This window comes from Streptomyces sp. NPDC024687 (assembly GCF_055559055.1).
This window is the reverse complement of sequence record NZ_JBVHLJ010000002.1, coordinates 628,077-646,803: the sequence shown is the minus strand read 5'-3', so window position 1 is coordinate 646,803 and position 18,727 is coordinate 628,077. Positions and strand designations below refer to the sequence as shown.

At 67.8% G+C, this 18,727-nt stretch carries 21 protein-coding genes; 15 read left to right on the top strand and 6 right to left on the bottom strand.

What is annotated here, in order from left to right:
• The first annotated feature begins 14 nt into the window (after window positions 1-14).
• Genes ACZ39I_RS09400 through ACZ39I_RS09375 form a run of 6 tightly spaced genes read left to right on the top strand, consistent with a single transcriptional unit; the run spans window position 15 to window position 9,633 of the window.
• Entirely contained in the window at window positions 15-4,823 is a 4,809-nt protein-coding gene (locus ACZ39I_RS09400) for a hypothetical protein (protein WP_467243849.1), read from the top strand.
• A 12-nt stretch (window positions 4,824-4,835) separates the two neighbouring features.
• Window positions 4,836-7,076 (top strand): hypothetical protein, encoded by a 2,241-nt coding sequence (locus tag ACZ39I_RS09395; protein WP_467243848.1) that lies wholly within the window; start codon window positions 4,836-4,838, stop codon window positions 7,074-7,076.
• A 4-nt stretch (window positions 7,077-7,080) separates the two neighbouring features.
• Entirely contained in the window at window positions 7,081-8,172 is a 1,092-nt protein-coding gene (locus ACZ39I_RS09390; protein WP_467243847.1) for a DUF5047 domain-containing protein, read from the top strand.
• Window positions 8,169-8,792, top strand: coding sequence for a hypothetical protein (locus ACZ39I_RS09385; RefSeq protein ID WP_467243846.1), 624 nt, complete (start codon window positions 8,169-8,171; stop codon window positions 8,790-8,792). The genes ACZ39I_RS09390 and ACZ39I_RS09385 overlap by 4 nt, the downstream gene beginning before the upstream one ends.
• A gap of 8 nt (window positions 8,793-8,800) precedes the next feature.
• The gene (locus ACZ39I_RS09380; protein ID WP_467243845.1) at window positions 8,801-9,037 is read left to right on the top strand and encodes a hypothetical protein; all 237 of its coding nucleotides are present in this window, start codon (window positions 8,801-8,803) and stop codon (window positions 9,035-9,037) included.
• Window positions 9,037-9,633, top strand: a complete 597-nt coding sequence (locus tag ACZ39I_RS09375) for a hypothetical protein (protein ID WP_467243844.1) — start codon at window positions 9,037-9,039, stop codon at window positions 9,631-9,633. Before ACZ39I_RS09380 ends, ACZ39I_RS09375 begins: the two co-directional genes overlap by 1 nt.
• Window positions 9,634-9,766: 133 nt before the next feature.
• Here the strand turns inward: ACZ39I_RS09375 and ACZ39I_RS09370 are convergent, their stop codons facing one another.
• On the bottom strand, window positions 9,767-10,114 hold the full coding sequence (locus ACZ39I_RS09370; protein ID WP_467243843.1) for an endonuclease VII domain-containing protein: 348 nt from the start codon (window positions 10,112-10,114) through the stop codon (window positions 9,767-9,769).
• Window positions 10,115-10,524: 410 nt separating this feature from the next.
• On the opposite strand from ACZ39I_RS09370, the gene ACZ39I_RS09365 reads away from it, so the two are divergent.
• The 6 genes from ACZ39I_RS09365 to ACZ39I_RS09340 are packed head-to-tail and all read left to right on the top strand — an operon-like array spanning window position 10,525 to window position 13,447.
• Window positions 10,525-11,394, top strand: coding sequence for a peptidoglycan recognition protein family protein (locus ACZ39I_RS09365; RefSeq protein ID WP_467243842.1), 870 nt, complete (start codon window positions 10,525-10,527; stop codon window positions 11,392-11,394).
• Complete coding sequence (locus ACZ39I_RS09360; RefSeq protein WP_467243841.1) at window positions 11,391-11,972, top strand: 3'-5' exoribonuclease domain-containing protein; 582 nt, start codon at window positions 11,391-11,393, stop codon at window positions 11,970-11,972. The genes ACZ39I_RS09365 and ACZ39I_RS09360 overlap by 4 nt, the downstream gene beginning before the upstream one ends.
• On the top strand, window positions 11,969-12,352 hold the full coding sequence (locus ACZ39I_RS09355; protein WP_467243840.1) for a hypothetical protein: 384 nt from the start codon (window positions 11,969-11,971) through the stop codon (window positions 12,350-12,352). The genes ACZ39I_RS09360 and ACZ39I_RS09355 overlap by 4 nt, the downstream gene beginning before the upstream one ends.
• Complete coding sequence (locus ACZ39I_RS09350) at window positions 12,353-12,802, top strand: hypothetical protein (protein WP_467243839.1); 450 nt, start codon at window positions 12,353-12,355, stop codon at window positions 12,800-12,802.
• Window positions 12,799-13,128 (top strand): hypothetical protein, encoded by a 330-nt coding sequence (locus tag ACZ39I_RS09345; RefSeq protein ID WP_467243838.1) that lies wholly within the window; start codon window positions 12,799-12,801, stop codon window positions 13,126-13,128. Before ACZ39I_RS09350 ends, ACZ39I_RS09345 begins: the two co-directional genes overlap by 4 nt.
• A 4-nt stretch (window positions 13,129-13,132) precedes the next feature.
• A complete protein-coding gene (locus ACZ39I_RS09340) occupies window positions 13,133-13,447 on the top strand; it encodes a hypothetical protein (protein WP_467243837.1) in 315 nt (104 codons plus the stop codon).
• A gap of 144 nt (window positions 13,448-13,591) precedes the next feature.
• Here the strand turns inward: ACZ39I_RS09340 and ACZ39I_RS09335 are convergent, their stop codons facing one another.
• The 5 genes from ACZ39I_RS09335 to ACZ39I_RS09315 all read right to left on the bottom strand — a co-directional run bounded on the left by ACZ39I_RS09335 (window position 13,592) and on the right by ACZ39I_RS09315 (window position 16,594).
• Window positions 13,592-14,302, bottom strand: coding sequence for a hypothetical protein (locus ACZ39I_RS09335; protein ID WP_467243836.1), 711 nt, complete (start codon window positions 14,300-14,302; stop codon window positions 13,592-13,594).
• A gap of 59 nt (window positions 14,303-14,361) precedes the next feature.
• Complete coding sequence (locus ACZ39I_RS09330; protein ID WP_467243835.1) at window positions 14,362-15,051, bottom strand: hypothetical protein; 690 nt, start codon at window positions 15,049-15,051, stop codon at window positions 14,362-14,364.
• 217 nt (window positions 15,052-15,268) lie between these two features.
• Window positions 15,269-15,745, bottom strand: coding sequence for a hypothetical protein (locus tag ACZ39I_RS09325; protein ID WP_467243834.1), 477 nt, complete (start codon window positions 15,743-15,745; stop codon window positions 15,269-15,271).
• 109 nt (window positions 15,746-15,854) lie between these two features.
• Window positions 15,855-16,271 carry a hypothetical protein gene (locus tag ACZ39I_RS09320; RefSeq protein ID WP_467243833.1) on the bottom strand — a complete coding sequence of 139 codons (417 nt, stop codon included), beginning with the start codon at window positions 16,269-16,271 and terminating at the stop codon, window positions 15,855-15,857.
• A 2-nt stretch (window positions 16,272-16,273) separates the two neighbouring features.
• Window positions 16,274-16,594, bottom strand: coding sequence for a hypothetical protein (locus ACZ39I_RS09315; RefSeq protein WP_467243832.1), 321 nt, complete (start codon window positions 16,592-16,594; stop codon window positions 16,274-16,276).
• 173 nt (window positions 16,595-16,767) lie between these two features.
• On the opposite strand from ACZ39I_RS09315, the gene ACZ39I_RS09310 reads away from it, so the two are divergent.
• Genes ACZ39I_RS09310 through ACZ39I_RS09300 form a run of 3 tightly spaced genes read left to right on the top strand, consistent with a single transcriptional unit; the run spans window position 16,768 to window position 18,673 of the window.
• Window positions 16,768-17,409: a hypothetical protein gene (locus tag ACZ39I_RS09310; RefSeq protein WP_467243831.1), complete on the top strand. Its 642-nt coding sequence runs from the start codon at window positions 16,768-16,770 to the stop codon at window positions 17,407-17,409.
• Window positions 17,406-18,497 (top strand): tyrosine-type recombinase/integrase, encoded by a 1,092-nt coding sequence (locus ACZ39I_RS09305; protein ID WP_467243830.1) that lies wholly within the window; start codon window positions 17,406-17,408, stop codon window positions 18,495-18,497. Before ACZ39I_RS09310 ends, ACZ39I_RS09305 begins: the two co-directional genes overlap by 4 nt.
• On the top strand, window positions 18,494-18,673 hold the full coding sequence (locus ACZ39I_RS09300; RefSeq protein WP_467243829.1) for a hypothetical protein: 180 nt from the start codon (window positions 18,494-18,496) through the stop codon (window positions 18,671-18,673). Before ACZ39I_RS09305 ends, ACZ39I_RS09300 begins: the two co-directional genes overlap by 4 nt.
• Window positions 18,674-18,727: the final 54 nt, after the last annotated feature.

Below are 18,727 nucleotides of genomic sequence, written 5' to 3'. Positions count from 1 at the left end.
GGAGGAGGCTCCCGGTGCCCGCTATCTCTGTCGGTTCTGTCGAAGTCGATGTTCTGCCCAACGCGCGGGGCATTGAGGGTCGCCTTCAGGCGGCTCTCGTACCCCCTGCATCGCGGATCGGCGACGAGGTCGGCAGGATCATCGGGCGGCAGATCGCCGCGCAGATGGCGCCGGCGATTCGGGACGGCATCAACAACGGTGCGAAGGCGGCACGCCCGGCTGCCACTCGGCAGGGTGCGGACACGGGTGGCGCATTCGCTCGCTCGTTGAGGGCCAAGCTCACCGAGGCGTTCCGGGCTATGCCCAAGCTGGACGTCAAGCTGTCCGACACGGGTGTCGATGCCGAACTGGCCCGGCTCCGCGCCCGCCTGGAAACGCTGTCGAACAAGCGCATCGGCGTCGATGTTGATGTGACGGCGGCGGATGCTGAGATCGCCGACATTGAGGAGCGCCTGCGCCGCCTCGGAGCGGCCCACCCGAACGTGGCGGTACGTTCCGACACAGCTGCAGCCCGGGCCGCGCTCGCCGAAATCCGGGCCGAGATCGATGCGTTGACGGCAGACCCGGCCCGGATCCGGATCGAGACGGACGGCGGCCTGGGCGCACGACTGCGGGCTGCGGTCGAGCAGGCTGAAGCATCACTGCCGAACATCAACATTGATGCCGATACGTCTCCGGCACGCGCGGAGATAGCTTCCCTGCGGGCCCAGTTGACGGCCCTGAAGGATCAGCGGGTTGGCATCGACATTGACGCGGGTGAGGCGCTCGCCCGCGTCGACGACATTCGGGCCCGCCTGGCGCGTCTGTCAGTGCAGGACGCGGACGTTGCCGTCCGCGTGGATGCCGGGGCTGCACTGGCCCAGTTGGCTGCGTTTCAGGCCGCCGTAAACCGGCTCGACGGGCAGAGCATTGACGTCGACGCTTCGTCGGCGACGGCCAGCATCAACGGCCTCGTGTTCGCCGCGATTGCCCTCGGCCCGGCAATTCTGCCTGTCCTGCCGGTGATCGCCGCCGGCTTGGGGGCGATCGCTGCCGCGGGCGCGGCTGCGGCAGCCGGTGTCGGTTCGATCGCCCTGGTGGCGGTCCCGGCGTTCAAGCAGATCGGCACGGTGCTGCAGGCGCAGAAGTCGGCGCAGGACGCGGCAACGAACGCCACCTACAAGGGCAACCAGGCGAACGCGCAGGGCGCGTCGAAGGCTCTGCAGATGGCTGGCGCGCAGCAGGCGTTGGCGACGGCCCGCCGTAATGCGGCCCGTCAGATCGCCGATGCCGAGCGCGGTGTATCGGATGCGGTGCGGCAGGCGTCGCAGGCGAACGCGCAGGCGGCGCAGCAGGTGAAGCAGGCCCGCCAGTCGTTGTCCGATGCCTACGCCCAGGCCGCGGACCGCATGGAGCAGGCGAACGAGCAAGTCGCCCAGGCCGAGAGGGACCTCAGCACAGCGCAGAAGAGTGCCCGGCAGGCACAACTGGACTTGACGGCGGCCCGCGCGGAGGCGTCCCGGCAGCTGCAGGACATGAACAACGAGCTCGCCGACTCGGTGCTGTCGCAGCGGGATGCCGAGATCGCGCTGAAGGAAGCCGCCGCCCAGCGCAATGCGGTCCTGGGCAACCAGAGTTCCTCGGCCCTGGACAAGCAGAAGGCGATCCTGGCCTACGACCAGGCGCTGCAGCGGCTCAAGGAGCAGCGCCAGGAGACGCAGCGCCTCCAGTCGGACACGGCGAAGGCGAACAAGGCCGGCGTCGAGGGCAGCGACACGGTCCGGAGTGCACAGGAGCGGCTTGCTGCCGCCCAGCAGGATGTTGTCGACCGGACGGCTGCGCTGAAGAAAGCGCAGGACAGCGTCGCGAAGACGCAGATCGAGAACACGCGGGCGATCGCGGACGCCCAACAGAAGCTCAGCGAGGCACAGAAGAACGTTGCGGAGACGCAGCGTCAGGGCGCCGAGAGCATTGCTCGCGCGCAGGAGCGTGTCGTGCAGGCCCAGCAGTCGGGGGCTGATTCGATCGCTTCGGCTCAGCGGCAGATCGCCTCCGCGTCGCAGTCGGCCGCCGGCGGCGTGGATCAGGCTGCGATCGCGCAGGCCAAGTACCGTGCCGAGCTGGCGAAGCTGACTCCGTCTGCCCGCGCAACCTTGAACGCGTTCGTCGGCTTGCGTACAGCTTTCAGCGCCTGGTCGAGGGCGCTGCAGCCTGCCGTCATGCCCATTTTCACCCGCGCGTTGAACGGGCTGAGGCGCAGCCTGCCGGGGCTCACTCCCTTCGTCCTGGCGGCGGCCAAGGCGATTGGTGGCCTGCAGGATCGGGTGTCGCGCGGCTTCAAGTCGCCGTGGTGGCGGCAGTTCAAGACGGAGCTGGCTGGCTCGGTCGGGCCTGCGATCACCGGGCTCGGAGTGTCTTTCGGCCGGATCTTCAAGGGCATGGTCGGCGTCATCGACGCCTTCCTGCCGCACATGGATTCGATCTCGACGAGAATGCAGCGGATCACGGGACGATTCTCCGCGTGGGCCACCGGGCTGAAGGGGAGCCCGGCGTTCGAGAAGTTCCTGGACTACTCGGCAACTCAGGGTCCGATCGTCGCGGACGCGCTGGGGAAGATTTTCGGCGCGTTCTTCGACGTCGGTAAGGCGCTGGGGCCGATCGGCAGCATCCTGCTGAAGACGCTGGGCGGGCTGGCTGAGGCGATCGGCATCATCGCCGAGCATGCGCCGTGGCTGGTGCAGGGCATCTACGCCGCCTATGTGGCGACGAAGCTGTGGACGATCGCCGTGTGGGCGTTCAACGCCGCAACGATGGCGAACCCGATCACGCTGATCATCATCGGGATCGTCGCCCTCACCGCCGCGGTCATCTACGCCTACAACAAGTTCGGATGGTTCCGGGCGGCCGTGCAGGCCACGTGGGCCGGCATCCAGACGGCGGCCCTGTGGGCGTGGAACAACGTCCTCAAGCCCGTCTTCGGCTTCATCTGGCAAGGCTTGCAGCAGCTCGGCCGCGCCGCGATGTGGCTGTGGACGAACGCCATCAGGCCCGCCTGGAACGCCATCTCGCTGGCGGCCCGAATCCTGTTCACGGCGATCGTCGTCGCGGTAATCCTGCCGATCATCGTCGCGTTCAAGGTGTTCGGGGCGATCGCAGGCTGGCTGTGGAAGGTCGCGATCAAGCCTGCGTTTGAGGCGATCGCGGCGCTCGCCGTGTGGCTGTACAAGAACGTCTTGAAGCCGCAGTTCGACGCGATGGCGGTCGCCTTCCGGGTGGTGGCACGGGTCGCGACGTGGCTGTGGAAGAACGCCCTCGCCCCCGCCTTCCGGGCAATCGGCGAGCAGGCCAAGTGGCTGTACACGAACGCGATCAGGCCCGCCTTCGGGTGGATCGTAGACCGGGCGACCTGGCTGTGGTCGAAGGGCGTAAAGCCTCAGTTCGACCTGCTAAAGGCAGGCGTGAAGGCTGTCGGAGCCGCGTTCCGGACAGCCAAGGACTACATCGGCGAACAGTGGTCGAAGGTCCGCGACCTTGCCCGCAAGCCCGTCCAATATGTCGTGGATGTCGTGTACAACTCAGGCATTCGGGGCGTCTGGAACAGTGTGGCGAAGGCCTTCGGTGCGCCACAGCTGCCGAAGTTCAAGTTCGCCTCGGGTGGCATCATGCCCGGCTACACGCCGGGCCGTGACGTCCACAAGTTCGTGTCCCCGACCGGCGGCCAGCTTGAACTGTCGGGCGGCGAGTCCATCTTCCGGCCGGAGTTCACGAGGGCGGTGGGCTCCGGGTTCGTCGGCTCGATGAACTCGATCGCGAAGTCCCGCGGCTCCGACGGGGTGAAAGCTGCACTGGCGCCGCTCCTGGGCGGCAACCCGCGCACGCCGACGGACACCTCCTTGCGCTACGCCAACGGCGGGGTCGTGCAGCGGTTCGCGGACGGCGGCATCTTCGGATGGATCGGCAAAGCAGCCTCCGCCACGCTCGGCGCCGGGACTGCGGCCTGGAACACCATCAAGAAGGGGGCGAGTTGGCTCGCTGACACCCTGGAAGGCTCGGCGCGGTCCGGCGTGAAAACTGTCGTCAATCCGCTGCTGAGCGCCTTCCCCGGCATGGACACCGGCTTCGGCAAGCTGATCCGCCGCATCCCCAGCAAGATCATCGACGCCTTGTTCGGCTACAGCAAGGAGGCCGACAAGAAGGGCGCCGGAGGGGTCGGCGGACCACGGATCGCCGCGGCGTTGAAGTGGGCGAAGAGCCAGAACGGCAAGCCGTATCTCTGGGGCGGGGTCGGCCCGGCCGGGTTCGACTGTTCCGGGTTCATGGGCGCCATCGAGAACGTGATCCGCGGCCAGGCGCCCAACCGGCGACGGTGGGCCACCGGGGCGTTCTCCGGGAAGACGGCGCCTCCCGGCTGGGTGTACCACGGCAGCTCGCCGTTCCGTATCGGCATCACCAACGCCGGTGTCGGCCACACGGCAGGGACGCTCGGACGCACGAACGTCGAGTCCAGTGGAGGCCGCGGCGTCCACTACGGCCCAAGCGCCCGCGGATACAACGATCCCCTGTTCACCTCGTGGTATGGCTTCCAGCCCGGCAAGTACGACTCTGGCGGCTACCTGCAGCCAGGGCTGAACCTTGCCTACAACGGCACCGGCAGGCCCGAGCCGGTCTTCACCACATCGCAGGCCAACGCGCTGACGTCGATGGCCGCGCACGGAGGAGCTTCCAGCTTCGAGGGCAACTTGTACCTCGACTCGGGCGAGTTCCTTGGGAAGGTCCGCGGCGAAGCGCAGCAGGTCGTCAACGAAGGCAACCAGCGGCTCATCAGCAGCCTCTACGCGAGCTGAGGAGGACCCACTTTGACGATCCCCGGGAACCTCCTCAGCTCCACCACCGAAACGATCGACCCCAACACCTCCGGGTGGACACCCAAGCTGAACTGCACCATCGGCCTGGGTGTCGGGGGTCGAACCGGTGGGGGCGGCTGCCTGTCCGTGCGGTCGGTGGCCGCGGGGGAGATGCAGGCCCGCACCGTCTCCTCCTACCCCGTCGTAGCTGGGACCGTGTACTACACGTTCTCCGACACGGCCGGGGCGACATCGACGGCGGAGCGGATCGGGATCCGCTGGCTGAGCAGCAGCGGAACCGAACTCGGCATCACCTGGTCCACCGTGACCATGGCGGCGTCAGCAAGCTGGCACCGCGTATCGGTGGCAGGGGCTGCACCGGCCGGCGCAACCATGGCGCAGGTGCTGCTGTCGTCGACGGAGACCGGCGCGAACATCAGCCACTTCTGGGAGAACGTCTACCTCGGGCTGCCAATCCGCACGACCGGCAACCTGCTGCCGTTCAACACTGAATCCACCGAGGTCGACGCCTCCGGGTGGGCGGCCGTCGTCAACGCGACGATCTCCCGCCAAGTGCCCGCCATCAACTGGGCTGTCGACAACTACCTGGCCGGCGGTCAGACCCTGGCGATGACCGCCGTAGCCACCGGCAACGCCTCCGTACTCGCCGTCGACCGGCCCGCAGTGACGCCGGGCACCGAATATCTGGCCTACGCCTACCTGCAGCCCCCAGTCCTCACCTCGCAGGCGTGGATCGAACTGCGCTTCTACGACGCCGCGGGCAACCAGGTCGCGGCCCAGCGCTCCACGCTGGCACCTCCTGCGACGACGGGCATGTACCGGCAGCGCGCCAGCATGGTCGCCCCGGCGAACGCGGCGACGTGCTCGGTGGCGGCCGGCCTGGATTCGGCGTCGGCCGGGCAGGTGCTGCGCCTGGAAACCGTCGTGGTGACGGTCGCCCCCAAGCTGCAGGCGGGCAGCCTGCTGCCGTATGCGGATTCGTCGATCGAGCAGGGCGTGGCCGGCTGGACGGTGACGTCCGGGGTGGCGACGCTCGCCCGCACTACACCGTGGGGGTTGTCCTCGTTCGACGGCTCCTACTCGTTGGCCGTCTCGTCGGCGACTGCGACGGCTTCAACGCTCCAATCGGCGAAGGTCGGCGGGATCACGGCCGGTCTGAACTATCGGGCGCAGGTCATCGTCCATCCGGCGGCCGGCTCCTGGTCGTCGGTACGGACCCGGGTGCGCTGGTTCAACGCCTCCAACGTCGACCTGGGTTCGTCGACCGGTACCACCTATTCGCTGCCGGGCTCTTCCTGGTACGCGCTTCCCGCTGATGCGGTCGCGCCCGCGGGGGCAACGCAGGCCGCGGTCGAGGTGGTGGTGACCGCATCGGCGACGTCGAGCGTGATCCACGTGGATCAGGTCACGCTGTGGGAGGTGCTGCCGCAGACCGCGGTGGAGGCCCACGACAGTGACGGCTACATCGAGCTGACGTTGCGGGAGCTGCTGGTCGACGACTTGATCACCGTGTACCGGGTCGGCCCGGACGGCCTGCGGACCCTGGTTCGCGGCGCGGCCGGACTGATCGACCAGCAGCTCATCACCTCCGACCTGATGATTGTCGAGGATCATGAGGCGCCCATCGGGGCGCCCGTCTACTACCACATCGAGACCTATACGAGCCCCGACGTGATCTCCGGAACTCGGTCATCGTCGACGGTGACGCTCACACTCGCCGACATCAACACCAGCTGGCTGAAAGACCCAGGCAACCCGCAGCGGAACTGCCTGGTCGTCGTGCAGCAGGCACCGGACTGGAAGCGGCCCGTCGAGCAGTCCTCCTACGTGGTGCGCGGACGCCGCAACAAGGTCACCTTCTCCGGCGTGCGGCAAGGCCTGGAAGGCGATCTGGCGATCTGGACCCGCTCGGACGCCGAACGCAAGGCCCTGCACCTGCTGCTCGACTCCGGCAACACCCTGCTGTGGCAAGCCAATCCAGGCATGGGCGTCGACGACATGTACGTGTCGGTCGCCGAAGTGCCGGAGGTGCGGGTCGGCCGGCTGGCGCAAGAACAGTGGCGGGCCTGGACACTGCCTCTGACCGAAAGCGACATGCCGGTCACCACCGGCGTCAACGGGTCAGCGGGCCGCACCTGCCAGGACGTCCTCACCGAGTTCGACACCTGCGCCGACCTCCTGGCCGTATACGCCACCTGTGAGGATCTGCTGCTCGACCGCCGGACGGGGTGACGCGTTGTATCCCGTCTCCGACCGGTTCCTGCAGCGCATCACCGAATCCCACAAGCCGGTCACACGGGTGCAGTTGTTTCTCGCCGACGGCCGCATCACCGACATCGAACACACGGGCGGCTCGGTGGTGGTGGACCGGTCGCAAGCGATCCGCCGCACCTGCACTGTTACCTGCGCCGACCCGTCCCGCATCCCCCGGACGCCGGCAGACCAGCTGGCCACCTACGGGGCACGGCTACAGCTCTACCGTGGTGTCGACTACGGCGACGGCACCCAGGAGCTGGTCCCGCTGGGCGTATTCCGGCTGGACGCCGTCAGCGGTGACGTCACCCAGGGCCCGGTTACCCTGCAGGGGAAAGACCTGGCTGCCGTGGTCACGGACGACAAGTTCACCGCCCCGTACCGGGTCACCGGCACCGTCGTGTCCGCGGTTACCGAACTGATCCGGCGCAGCCTGCCGACCGCCGACGTCATCTCCACCATCGTCGACATCCCTATCGGTACGAGGATTTTCGACACTGAAGCAGACCCGTGGGCGGGCTGCCAGGAGATCGCCGCTGCGGCAGGGGCAGAGGTGTACGCCAACGCCGACGGCGTGTTCGCCATCGCCACCCTGCCCGACCTGCTCACCACCACCCCCGCCTGGTCGATCGACGCAGCCGAAGGCGGCGCCTACATCTCCGCCAACCGGGCCATGACCTCCGACAACGTGTTCAACGGGGTGCTGGCCCGCGGCGAGAACACCAGCGACAACGTCGCCCCCGTCCAGTACCTGGCCACCGACAACGACACGGGAAGCCCCACTTACTGGGGTGGGCCCTACGGGCGCCGCCCCCTGTTCTACAGCTCGGCCACCCTCGTCTCGGTGAGCGCCTGCCAGAACGCCGCCACCCTCAAACTCGCCCAGGCCAAAGCCCCCAACGCGTCCGGCGACATCTCCTCACTGCCCAACCCGGCACTCGAACCCGGCGACGTTTTGCGGATCGCCCACGAAGACGGCACCCGCGAACTGCACCAGGTGGCCGCCTTCACCGTCCCCCTCGACTTCGGCGGCGACTTCCCGATCTCCACGATCTCCGCGAAGGAGGACGCATGACGGGGCACGCCATCGACCGGGACCTGACCGCGGCCCTGCGACGCCAGGCCCAACGCACGGGAGAGCGGACGCCCAGCGTCCACGGCTCGGACTGGCGGCTCGCCACCGTCACCGCCGTCAACACGGACGGCACCGTCGACGCCGACGGCATCCCGTCGATCCGCTGCCTGGAGGCCTACACCCTGCCCGCGGTCGGCGACGTCATCGCCATCGACCAGAACAGTTCAGGCAACTGGCTGGCCCGCGGCCGGCTCTCCACAGCTACCGGCACGCCCTGGACCGCGCTGACCCCGGCCGCAGGCTTCACCGCCGGCCAGGGCAGCCTCGATGTGGCCCAGTTCCGCATCGTCACCCCAGCGGGCGGCGGCCGGCGGGTCGAGTTGCGAGGCGCACTCACGTCGACGACGAACCTGACCGCGCCCACCGTCTGCACGACGTTCCCGGCAGTGGCGCGCCCCGCCAATCCCCGCACGTGGACTGTGGCTCGCAACTACAGCGCGGACACCAAAGGCACGGTGCGCGTCGAACTGGCCGCGGCCGGGACGCTCACCGTCTACGCCAGCGCCACCACCAGCATCACGACCTGGCTGAGCCTGGACGGCTGCTACTACGACCTTTAGGAGACCCTGTGGACGGCGCAGCCTTCCCCCCGGAAACCACCTTCCGCACGCAGATCGTCAACGAGGGGGGCGAGTACGTCGGCACCGCCGCCTTCTCCAGCTATCTGGAGTCGGGCGAGGTGTCGCCGGTCGAAGACCTGGCGGCGGCGCTGCGCGCCGTCTATCGGCAGCACGGCATGGATCTTCAGCAGTTCAGTGCAGCCGTCCCGGCCGAGCTCGACTGGCCGCAGGAGGCGAGCGACTGATGCCCACCCCGGACAGTTACGGCCAGAGTGTCGGCGTGTGGCAGATGACGGATGTCCCGTCCATCCCGGGCGCCGCGCAGGCCCTCGCCGACGGCATCATTCCTCGCACGGTGATGCGGTTCGCGTCGGCGTCGGCCCGCGGCGCCACCCTGGTCGGCTCGTATGCGCCGGTCGAGGGCATGGCCACCTACCTGCTGGATGTGAACCGGCTGGAGGTGTACGACGGGTCGGCGTGGGCGCCGCCACCGCAGGCCCTCACCTCCACCACGAGCGGCCTGTCCGTTGCCTCCGGGTTCAGCCAGCTCGACTTCGCCGCCTACCGTGAAGGCCGCGTCACCGCTGTCGACGTCTTCCTGGCCCGCACCGGTGGCACGATCAGCGAATCTAGCGGGAACATCGCCGACACCGTCTGCTGCACCCTTCCGGTCGGCTGGCGGCCCACCCATCAGACGATCAACGGCGCCTGGGACAGCGGTGTCGCATCCGGCGGGTTCGTCGTCGGCACCGATGGTGTCTGCACCCTGCGTTCCGCCACAGGCGACATCAGTAGCGGCTCCAACGTGCGACTGCACGTCGTCTTTATCAAGACCACCTGACCCTCACGAACACGAAGCTCGCGCCCCAGGTGAGGGGCCTTTTTCATGCCCAGAGAGGGGCCCTCATGGCCTGGTATCCCGGTGCCACGCGAATGGAGCTGCAGCCGAGTCGGATGCGCAGCACTACGCGGGACTACCTGGAGCGGTGATGCTCCAGGTACGCGGCTGCGGCTCGCAGGAGTTCAGGGGCGTCCCGGAACCTGCCGAGTCCGTGATTGCATGCGGTGCACAGCAGGGCGCGCACGCATCGACCGCAAGACCCAGCGGAGTCGGGACAGCAGGTGTGGTCGTGGTCGATAGCAAGGGCCCGGCCGTCACTACTCGGCTGTTCACAGATGGCGCACACGCCCCCCTGGCTTGCCAGCATGTCCGCGTACATTCCGCGAGGCATCCGATAGAGAGCCTTTCGCTGGGCGTCCCGGCCACAGTCCCGGCAGTGTCCTTGCAGGCCGTCAGTGGCGCTGGCGAGGCGGGTGAACATGCCTACGTGGAGCCATACGAGGCAAGTGCGGCACTGCTTCTCACCCCGCTCGTTTCGGTCGGCTGGCTTCGCCTCTCGGCGATCTGGCAGCGAAGTCAGGTCCCGCCCCACATTGCGCTGCCAGTTGTGGCTAGCGCACAGCCCTTTGCTGATGTACGCCCGCGTGCAGCCCGGGAATTCGCACCGCCGAGGTTCCGCCGCCGTGCGGGCGTGCACACGATGCGCAGTTCCAGGGCCCGTGTCCCCATGGCGTTGCCAGCGGCTGTAGTGCATGGCGCACCACCCTCGGGAGCGCACGCGCACGGCGCGGTCACATCCGTCAACTGTGCAGGTGGGCACATCCATACCGGTGTCCCTTCGGGGGAGAGAAAGGAGGCACCCTGATGGCTTGGTGCCCGTTCGTAAAGAAGATGGAGCTTCAGCCGGAGAGCGATGGCCAACCGGAGATCCGGCCCACGCAGTTCATCGTGCACAGCGTCGTGGCTCCGTGGACGCCGGAACGACTCTATGAGTACTGGAAGTCTACCAACCTCGAAAGCCACTTCGGCCTCGGCTATGACGGCTCGCTCGGTCAGTTCATCGGTACCGAGACTCGCGCGGACGCGAACGCCGCAGCGAACCGGCGGGCGGACGGCACCGGCGCGGTGTCCCTGGAGTCGGCGTCCAACCTGCAGGCATCCGACCCGTGGACGGCCGCGCAGGTCGAAGCGCTCATCCAGCTCGGCGTGTGGCTGCACAAGAAACACGGCATCCCGCTGCGGATCTGCCGCAGCGCCGACGATCCCGGCTACGGCTACCACCGCCTGTTCGACGCATGGAACCCGAGCGCGCACTCGTGCCCGGGCGATGCGCGAGTGAAGCAGTTCAAGGAGGTCGTGTTCCCGGGCATCGTCGCCCGCGCGACCGGCAAAACCACCACCCCCCAGGAGGACGACGTGGCGCTTACCGACGCCGAAATCAAGAAGATCGCCGCTGCGGTGTGGGCGTCGGACAGTGTCCCCGCGGCCCGGCCGCCGGTGAACAACGGCGACTACTACGAGGAAGACGGCAGGACCCTCAAGAACACCACCTGGCCCGGCGGCTACAGCCTCCAGACTGCGGTCGAGGGCATCCGCAAGACCCAGCAGGTTGTCGGGCAGGTCGCCGAGGTCGTCGATTCCCTTGCCGCCGGTGGCGTGGACCTGGACGCGCTGGCCGCCAAGGTGGCCGCGGCGCCGGGCCTCGCCGACGCGATCGCGGACAAGGTGGCGGCCAGGCTCGCCGAGAGGCTCGCCGAGTGACCGCCCTGGACTACGACTGGGAGTTCCTGGAGAACGGACGGACCATCGAGCCGATCTCCATCGGCATCGTGGCCGACGACGGCCGCACCTACTACGCCGTCAACGGCCTGCTGGCCGCCCGCGGATGGAAGGGCTGGCGGCTCCGGCGCCGGGTGCGCAAGCACCAGTGGCTGATGGAAAACGTCGTCCCCAACCTGCCGAAGCCGTCCGGCGACTGGAACAACCACATGCCGCAGTCGTGGCTGTTCAACTACCACGATCCGGCAGTGAAGCCCATCGAGCAGATCGCCCGCGAGGTCCGCGACTTCATCCGCGACTCTGGCGACGACGTCGAACTCTGGGCCAACTACGGCGCCTACGACCATGTCTGCCTCGCCCAACTGTGGGGCCGCATGATCGACCTCCCCGACGGCGTTCCCATGTACACCAACGACATCCAGCAGGAAGCCCGACGCCTTGGCATCGGCTGGAACGAACTCCCCAAGCAGGAAACCGGCGAGCACAACGCCCTCGCCGACGCCAGACACAACCAGACCGTCCGGCGCTGGCTCGCCGAACAGGAAGCGAGAACAACATGAAGATCTTCGGCAGAGAGCCCGTGTACCTGCTCGGGTTCATCGCGGCACTGCTTCAGGCGCTGTCCGCGTTCGGCGTCGACATCTCCGACGGCACCCAGACCGCCATCAACGCCGCCTCCGCCGCTGCTGTCGGCGTCATCACCGCGATCGTCCTGAAGAACGGCGCCCTCGCCGCGATGCTCGTGCAGTTCGCGCAGGCCGCCATGGCACTCTGCGTCGGCCTCGGCCTCGACTGGTCCGCCGACCACCAGTCCAAGGTCATGGCCGCGATCGCCGCGCTCATTACCCTGTGGCTGCGGGAACGCGTCACCGCGCCGGTGCCGGCCGTGTCGCTCGAACTGTCCAGTCCGGTAAAGGCATCCCCGGTTCAGGGAGTCTGAGTGCAGCGCCGAGCGTCCCGCTGGTTCAGCGGACACCTCGGCCAGCGCGGCCCGTTCCTCGTCTTCATGGGGATCGGCAAGGTGTGCTTCGGCGCGTCGTTCATCTTCGAGCCGCCGGCTATCACGCAGGGTCTCGGCATGCTGACGCGCTGGGCGCCGGTCCACTGCTGGGCCTGGCTGTGGATCGTCTGCGGTACCGCCACCTTCGCCTGCGCCTGGCTGAAGTTCGGCCAGGACGGCCTCGGCTTCGTCGCTGCGAGCGTCCCGCCAGCTTTCTGGGCGTTCACCTATGGCTGGGCAGGGATCCTCGGCGACTACCCCCGTGGACTGTGGCTGTTCGGCTGGTACATCACATCGCACTGTGGGGTGATCTGGTGCGCGTCTCGTGTGCCACCTAGCGCCGGATCGCCTGATCTTCCCGGCCAGGTGGCTGAGGGGAGACCCGGGTGAACGGCGTCTGGGGACTGGTCGGGGCGGCCGTCACCGTCCTCGGTGTGATCGTTACGGGCTATTTCACCTACCGGGGTAGCCGGACGGCAGCCGCGATCCAGACAGCGCCTCAAGCGAAGGCCCAGGACTTCGCCGTACTGCAAGCAACGGTGGACCGAGTCGACAAGGAAAACGGCGAATTGAGGCAGCGGCAGTCCCGCACCGAGGCGATCCTGCGGGCGTTCTCGTGGAGCGCCGACCGGTGGTGTCGCCAGATGATCCGGGCCGGCATCGAGCCGGAGCCTGCGCATCCTCTGGTGGACGAGTACAACCGAACTGGAGTGTGACCCGATGCCTGAAGCCGTCCCCCGGCAGCCGCGCCGCGACAACACCGCCGCCGACGCCGGCTCCCTGGAACGCATGGGCCGCATCGAAGAACAACCCATCCCGGCAGCCCTCGCCGAACTCGCGGCGGAACAATCGGCTGAGGATCCGGCAGCCGAGCAGGACACAGCAGAACTGCAGGAAGCGCTCGCGGGCGTCGGCGTCACCGCAACCGCAGCGGACCACGCCGCGCTGCAGGCCCTCGGACAGCTCGACGCCGCCACGCTCGAAACCGTCACCCGCTGGGTCCAAACGAAGCCCGGCAAGGCCAGCAGCACGTAGGAGGCCCCGTGCCCGAAGAGAACGCGGACGAGCCGACACCATTCTGGCTGTCGCCGCGGCCGTTCATCGAACCCGACCTGCCGCCCCGCGACGACGAGACCGAATAGCAGCGCCCCCTCCTTCCGGAGGGGGCGCTTCGTCGTGTCAGAACTCCAACTGCTTCTTCACCTCAGCCACGCTCGGGCCGCTATCCGTTGCGGGCATCTCCCAGCGGAACGCCTTCTCAGCTCCGTCGATGTAGATCAGGGTGCCGCCCTTCGCCTGCGCCTCGGTGAGGTCGAAGACCTGCGCCCGCCACTGGTAGGCGCCCGGCTGCACCGGGTCGGCATTGTTGTACTTGTCCATGACGACGTTGAACGCGTTGCCCACCTGGGTGGTGATCGTCTCCCCGTCCGACGCCATCCACTTCCAACCCCCGCCACTAATAGGGGCCGGCTCATCGGCAGCGACCGCGGTCATCGCCTTGTCCTTCATCGTGACGACAACGAACACGCCGTTCGCCGCGGTCTCCCCGCCGCCTTCCTTCGTGAACACGACCGTCTCCGGGGTGATCTGCAGGACGCCGGTCCCGCCGTCGCCGGTCGTGGTTGCCGGCGTTCCGAACTTCATGCCCTTCTCGGGCTGCGCCGGCGACGACTGCCCGCCAGGCTGGCCTGCCGACGCCGACGGCTTCGGGCTGCCAGTCTCCGGCTTGTCCGCCGCATCCTTGCCCCCGCCGCCGCATGCGGTGAGCGTGGCGAGGAGCAGGACGGCCGTGGCTGCGGTGCGTGCGCGCATAGATCCCCCAAGGTTGAACGTCCCAGCACCGTAGACCACATGCGGACCTGCGATACGGACCCGTTGCGAAACCGGCACGACAACGCCCCCACTCCTCGCCGCATCAGCGGCGGGGGAGCGGGGGCGCATCGTCGTAACTACGGGCAGGTCTCCCCGTACTTGACTGCGGTGAACTCCACCGGCTGCCCGTTCAACGCCTTCCCCGGAGCCGGGTCCTGCGTGCACACCTGCCAGTTCGACTCCACGAGGATCATGCGGCTGTCGCCGGTCGCGTCCGTCACGGCGATCGACGTACTGGGGTCCAGGGCGGCCCGCGCCGCCTTCGCAGACTTCCCCGCGAAGTTGGGCATCTTTCCGCCCGCGGTTGCCGGCGCTTTCTCGTCCGTCGCCGGGCACGTCTCCTCGAGCTTCACGGCGCCGAAGTCCAGCGTCGTCTCTGTCGTGACGCTCGTGCCGGCGGCCACATTCTGGCTGCACACCTTCCAGTTCCGGTCGAAGGCCTGCATGCGGTCCCGGCCGAGCGCGTCGTGCGAGGCGAGCCCGTAGAAGCCGAGTTCCTGCGCCTTGTCCTGCGCGGACTGCAGACCCATGCCGACGAAGTTCGGCACAGTGGCCTTCCTCGCGGCAGGCTTCGCGCTGGCCGGCGCACTGCTAGCCGGGGCCGCAGACGTCTTCGGGCTTGCGACGCCCGACGGCTTGGGGCTGGTCGTCGGCTGGCAGGCGACCATGCTGACCGTGGCGGCACAGAACAGGGCAGCAGAAATGATGCGGGTACGCACAGATTCCCCCGAGTGATGTTGGTACAGGCGAAACACGGTAGACCACATGTGGACGATCCGTGAACACGCGTCACCCCGTCGTGACATGACGACGCCTCCGCTCCCTTACGCTGCCTGACGGCGGCGGGGGAGCGGGGGCGGCTCTGTCTCACCCTGGCATGAGTCGCTGGCTCGAGAAGCCCGCACGCCGGACGCATCCACGGTCTGGCGCGCGTATGCGGCGAGTGGATAGGAGGGCCGGCGCCGACGGGCAACGGCCCTCCGCTCAGTCGGCGCGTCGCAACGTGTACTTGATGGCTTCGTCGTCAGCGTGCGCTGTCGCAGTGAAGACGCGCACGCCGGGCGTCGGCTGGCCTTCGTCGAAGATGGGTGGCGGGCCCGGCCGGAGCGTGAGGCGGGGGACCGACACCCGGTTGTACGGAACGCCTTCGCCGTCGAGCGCGGCCTCCAGCGAGAACTCCTGCAGCGCCACCAACGGCGAGGCATACGCCCCCAGCTCTGCGGCGATCCGCGCAGCCTCCGACTCGCACCGGGCGACTGCCTCTACGTCGGCGGGGATCAGGTCGACCGCCACTCGCAGCTTCGGCGGGCGCGGTGCGTCAAGAAGGCCGAAGGCGCGGTCGTCGGCGACAGGGTCAACGACGAGACGCAGTTCGATGCCGGCCGACGGCGCGAGGTTGATTCGGCGGTTGCCGATCGTGAGGTGGATCCAGTCGACAGACGGGAGCGCGGCAGTCGTCATGCCGTGAGGGTACGACGACGCCCCACCCTCCGAGTGGAAGAGTGGGGCGTCGGCCATCCCGGGTAGTGTCGTGACGCTGGCCCGCCTGCTTACCTCAGGCGGGCCAGTCTTACTTCTCGTCGGCGCGTTTCTGTGCTTCGAGGTACATGGCGATAGCCTGCTCCTGCTGTGCGGGCGTGAGCGTCGCCGCCGAAGTGGGCTTGGCCAGGGCGACGGCGGGTGCCGCGATGAACCACCGGGACCCGACCAGCGCTACCCCGAGCAGGATGATGATGATTCCGAACGTCATCTGTGTGTCGGCGCTGTCCCGGTCGGATACGGCTGCCGCGTAGTCGGCATCCTGGTCGGAGTCGAAGCCGAGCGCGTCACCCCAACTGCTGGCGGAGTTCATGTCCATGCGGGTTTCGGCGACGCCCTTCGCAGTCTCTCCGGTGCCCCACAGGATGATGCCGACGACGGCGACGACCAGGCCGGCGAGGGTGACGGCCAGTCTGGCGCGTCTCGCTTTGCGGGCGGTGATCGGCATGGTCAGTCCCCGTTCTTGTGGTAGAGCCGCTTGTGCTTGGAGACGCTGGCGGGCGCGCCACGGTAGCCGGGCCGAGTCTCGCACTCGTCGCACTCCAGCCATCCAGCATCCTCGACGGCGTGGCCGGTGACGGAGTGTTGGGGGCCGTAGCCGTGGGCGTGGAGGAAGTGGGGCACGCTCCCCTCGTACTTGAGCGCGATGAGCGCGGACTCGGCTGTCTTGTCGTGGCCTTGAGCGAAGAACTTCCCGAGGCCGACCTCACGACCGCAGCCGCACCAGCAGTTGCCGGTGGGCAGGAGACGGGGCTTGCTGTTGCCTGGCATGCATCCAAGGTAGCAAGTCAAGACTTGCAGTCAAGGGTGAATGGCAAGGGTTGATGCGGAGTTTGATGCTCCAGATGAATCGAACAAGCGAATCACTTTCCATAACTCCACTTATGGAAAGTGAGATTGATAGCCTGTCAGCACCGCCCCGCCATCGACAGACAGGCCCCTCCATGGCTCGAGCCATCCACGCCCAAACCGCCGAGAACTACGGACGCAAGCTTCGCCAGTCGGACGAGGGTCGCGCCCTCATCGCGAGCTACCGCGACATGATCGAAGACCGATCCGGCATCGACTACACCAACGCCATCGGCCAGCCCTACGGAGGCTGGACCGACGGGCAGGTAGCGGCCTACGCACGAGTCCACTACCTCATCGCCACCGGCACGGTCACCAAACTGACCATCCCCGTAGAGGCATCGCCAGGACACGACGCCGACAGGGAAGGCAACCAGCGACGACTCAACGAGGGCCTCCCGGACGAGTTCACCGCCGAGATCTACGAAGGCAACAGCCACGACGGCGACGCCCTTCTTACCTGGCCCCAGGACATCGTGATGCCGTGGAGGGACGGGTACGGCAACGAGTCCGAACGCCCCCTCTGTGAATGGACCAACTCGGCACCCCTGGAGATCGGATACACCGACGCCTCCCGAACCCTGCTCCATCTCGGTGAAGGCGGGATCGTCGCACGGTGGCCCTACGGCTCCGAAGACATCTGGCTCTTCTTCTACGAGTCCGTCCAAGCCTTCGTTGACGCCGCAGACCCGGCAGGTGTCGTCAGTGCAGTGGTCGAGAGGTTCAGGACGGCATGAACGACGAACTCGACGTCGTCCACGAGGCGGAGCTCGTCGAAGAGTCGACGCCGAACCTGCCTGCGCCCGTTGACGTCAACGACACCCTCACCGTCGAAGCCGCCGAGGATCTCGCCAACAGCGGACGCGCCAACACTCGGCAGACGTACCAGGATCAGTGGAACGCCTTTGCCCGCTGGTGCGCCACCAACGGTCGCAACCCCGGCACCCCCACTACGCCGAAGAACCTGACCTCATACATCTCACACCTGCGCCGCAAGGGCTCCCCGCCCGGCACGCTCCGCCTGGCCATCGCCGCCGTCCGCCACATGAACGCCCGCGCCGGCTACGAGGACACCCCCGACGCCGCGCCCGCACTGAAGATCTACCAGGACCACCGCTACGCCTGGGCGCACGCCGGCAAGACGCAGAAATCGTCGGCGCCCGTCGATCTCTCTCGACTCCGCCAGATGCTCGGCGTCTGCCCGCCGGATACGCCAGCCGGACAGCGCAACCGAGTCCTGCTGCTGCTCGGCTACTACATTCGCGGCCGAGCCTCCGAGCTGGCCGCGCTGCGAATCGGTGACCTGGAGTTCGTCTCCGCCGATCTGGTCGTGGTCCGCAAGCGCGTCAGCAAGAACGACAAGGACAGCGAAGGCCGCGAATACGAGGTTGACGATCCCGTCTGCCTCGACGCGCTTCACGAGTGGCTTGCCTCCCTTGCTGAGCTGGATCAGGTCGCACCTCATCTGCCCCTGCTGCGAAGCGTGGACAAGTGGGGGAGCGTAGGGCCCGTGAACGCCACCGGACAGGGCTTGACCCGTCAGGCTGTGAACAACCTGGTGAAGGCCATAGCCGCAGACGCCGAAGTAGACGTCGCGGACGCCGTCACCGCCCACGGACTGCGGGCCGGCGTGCCGACGGATTTGGGAGCGGCTGGCTTCACCGCGGGTGAGATCAAGGAGATCACCGGGGACTGGTCCAGCACGGAGATGGTGGAGAAGTATCGCAAGGTTGGCCTGCGCCGCGCCGGGAAGCGCACCGACGATGGAACCCGCGCTCGAGCACTGAGCATGCTGCGCGTTCAGCCCGCCGAGGAGGCCCCGTGAGCGACGAGCCACCCGGGAAGTCCAAGGACTGGATGGAGATCTGGTACGAGACCGGGGAGATCACCTGGCAGAAGCCGCTCTCCCCTGAAGCGAACAAGCGCATCCTGAACCTGTTCGACGAGCTGATCGCGGAGCAAGAAGAGACGCGCGGCGACGGCGAAGACAGGAACGGCTGATCCGCGCCGTGTCACACTGGCGTTGCCCCCACCGAGCACCCCCGTCTCGGTGGG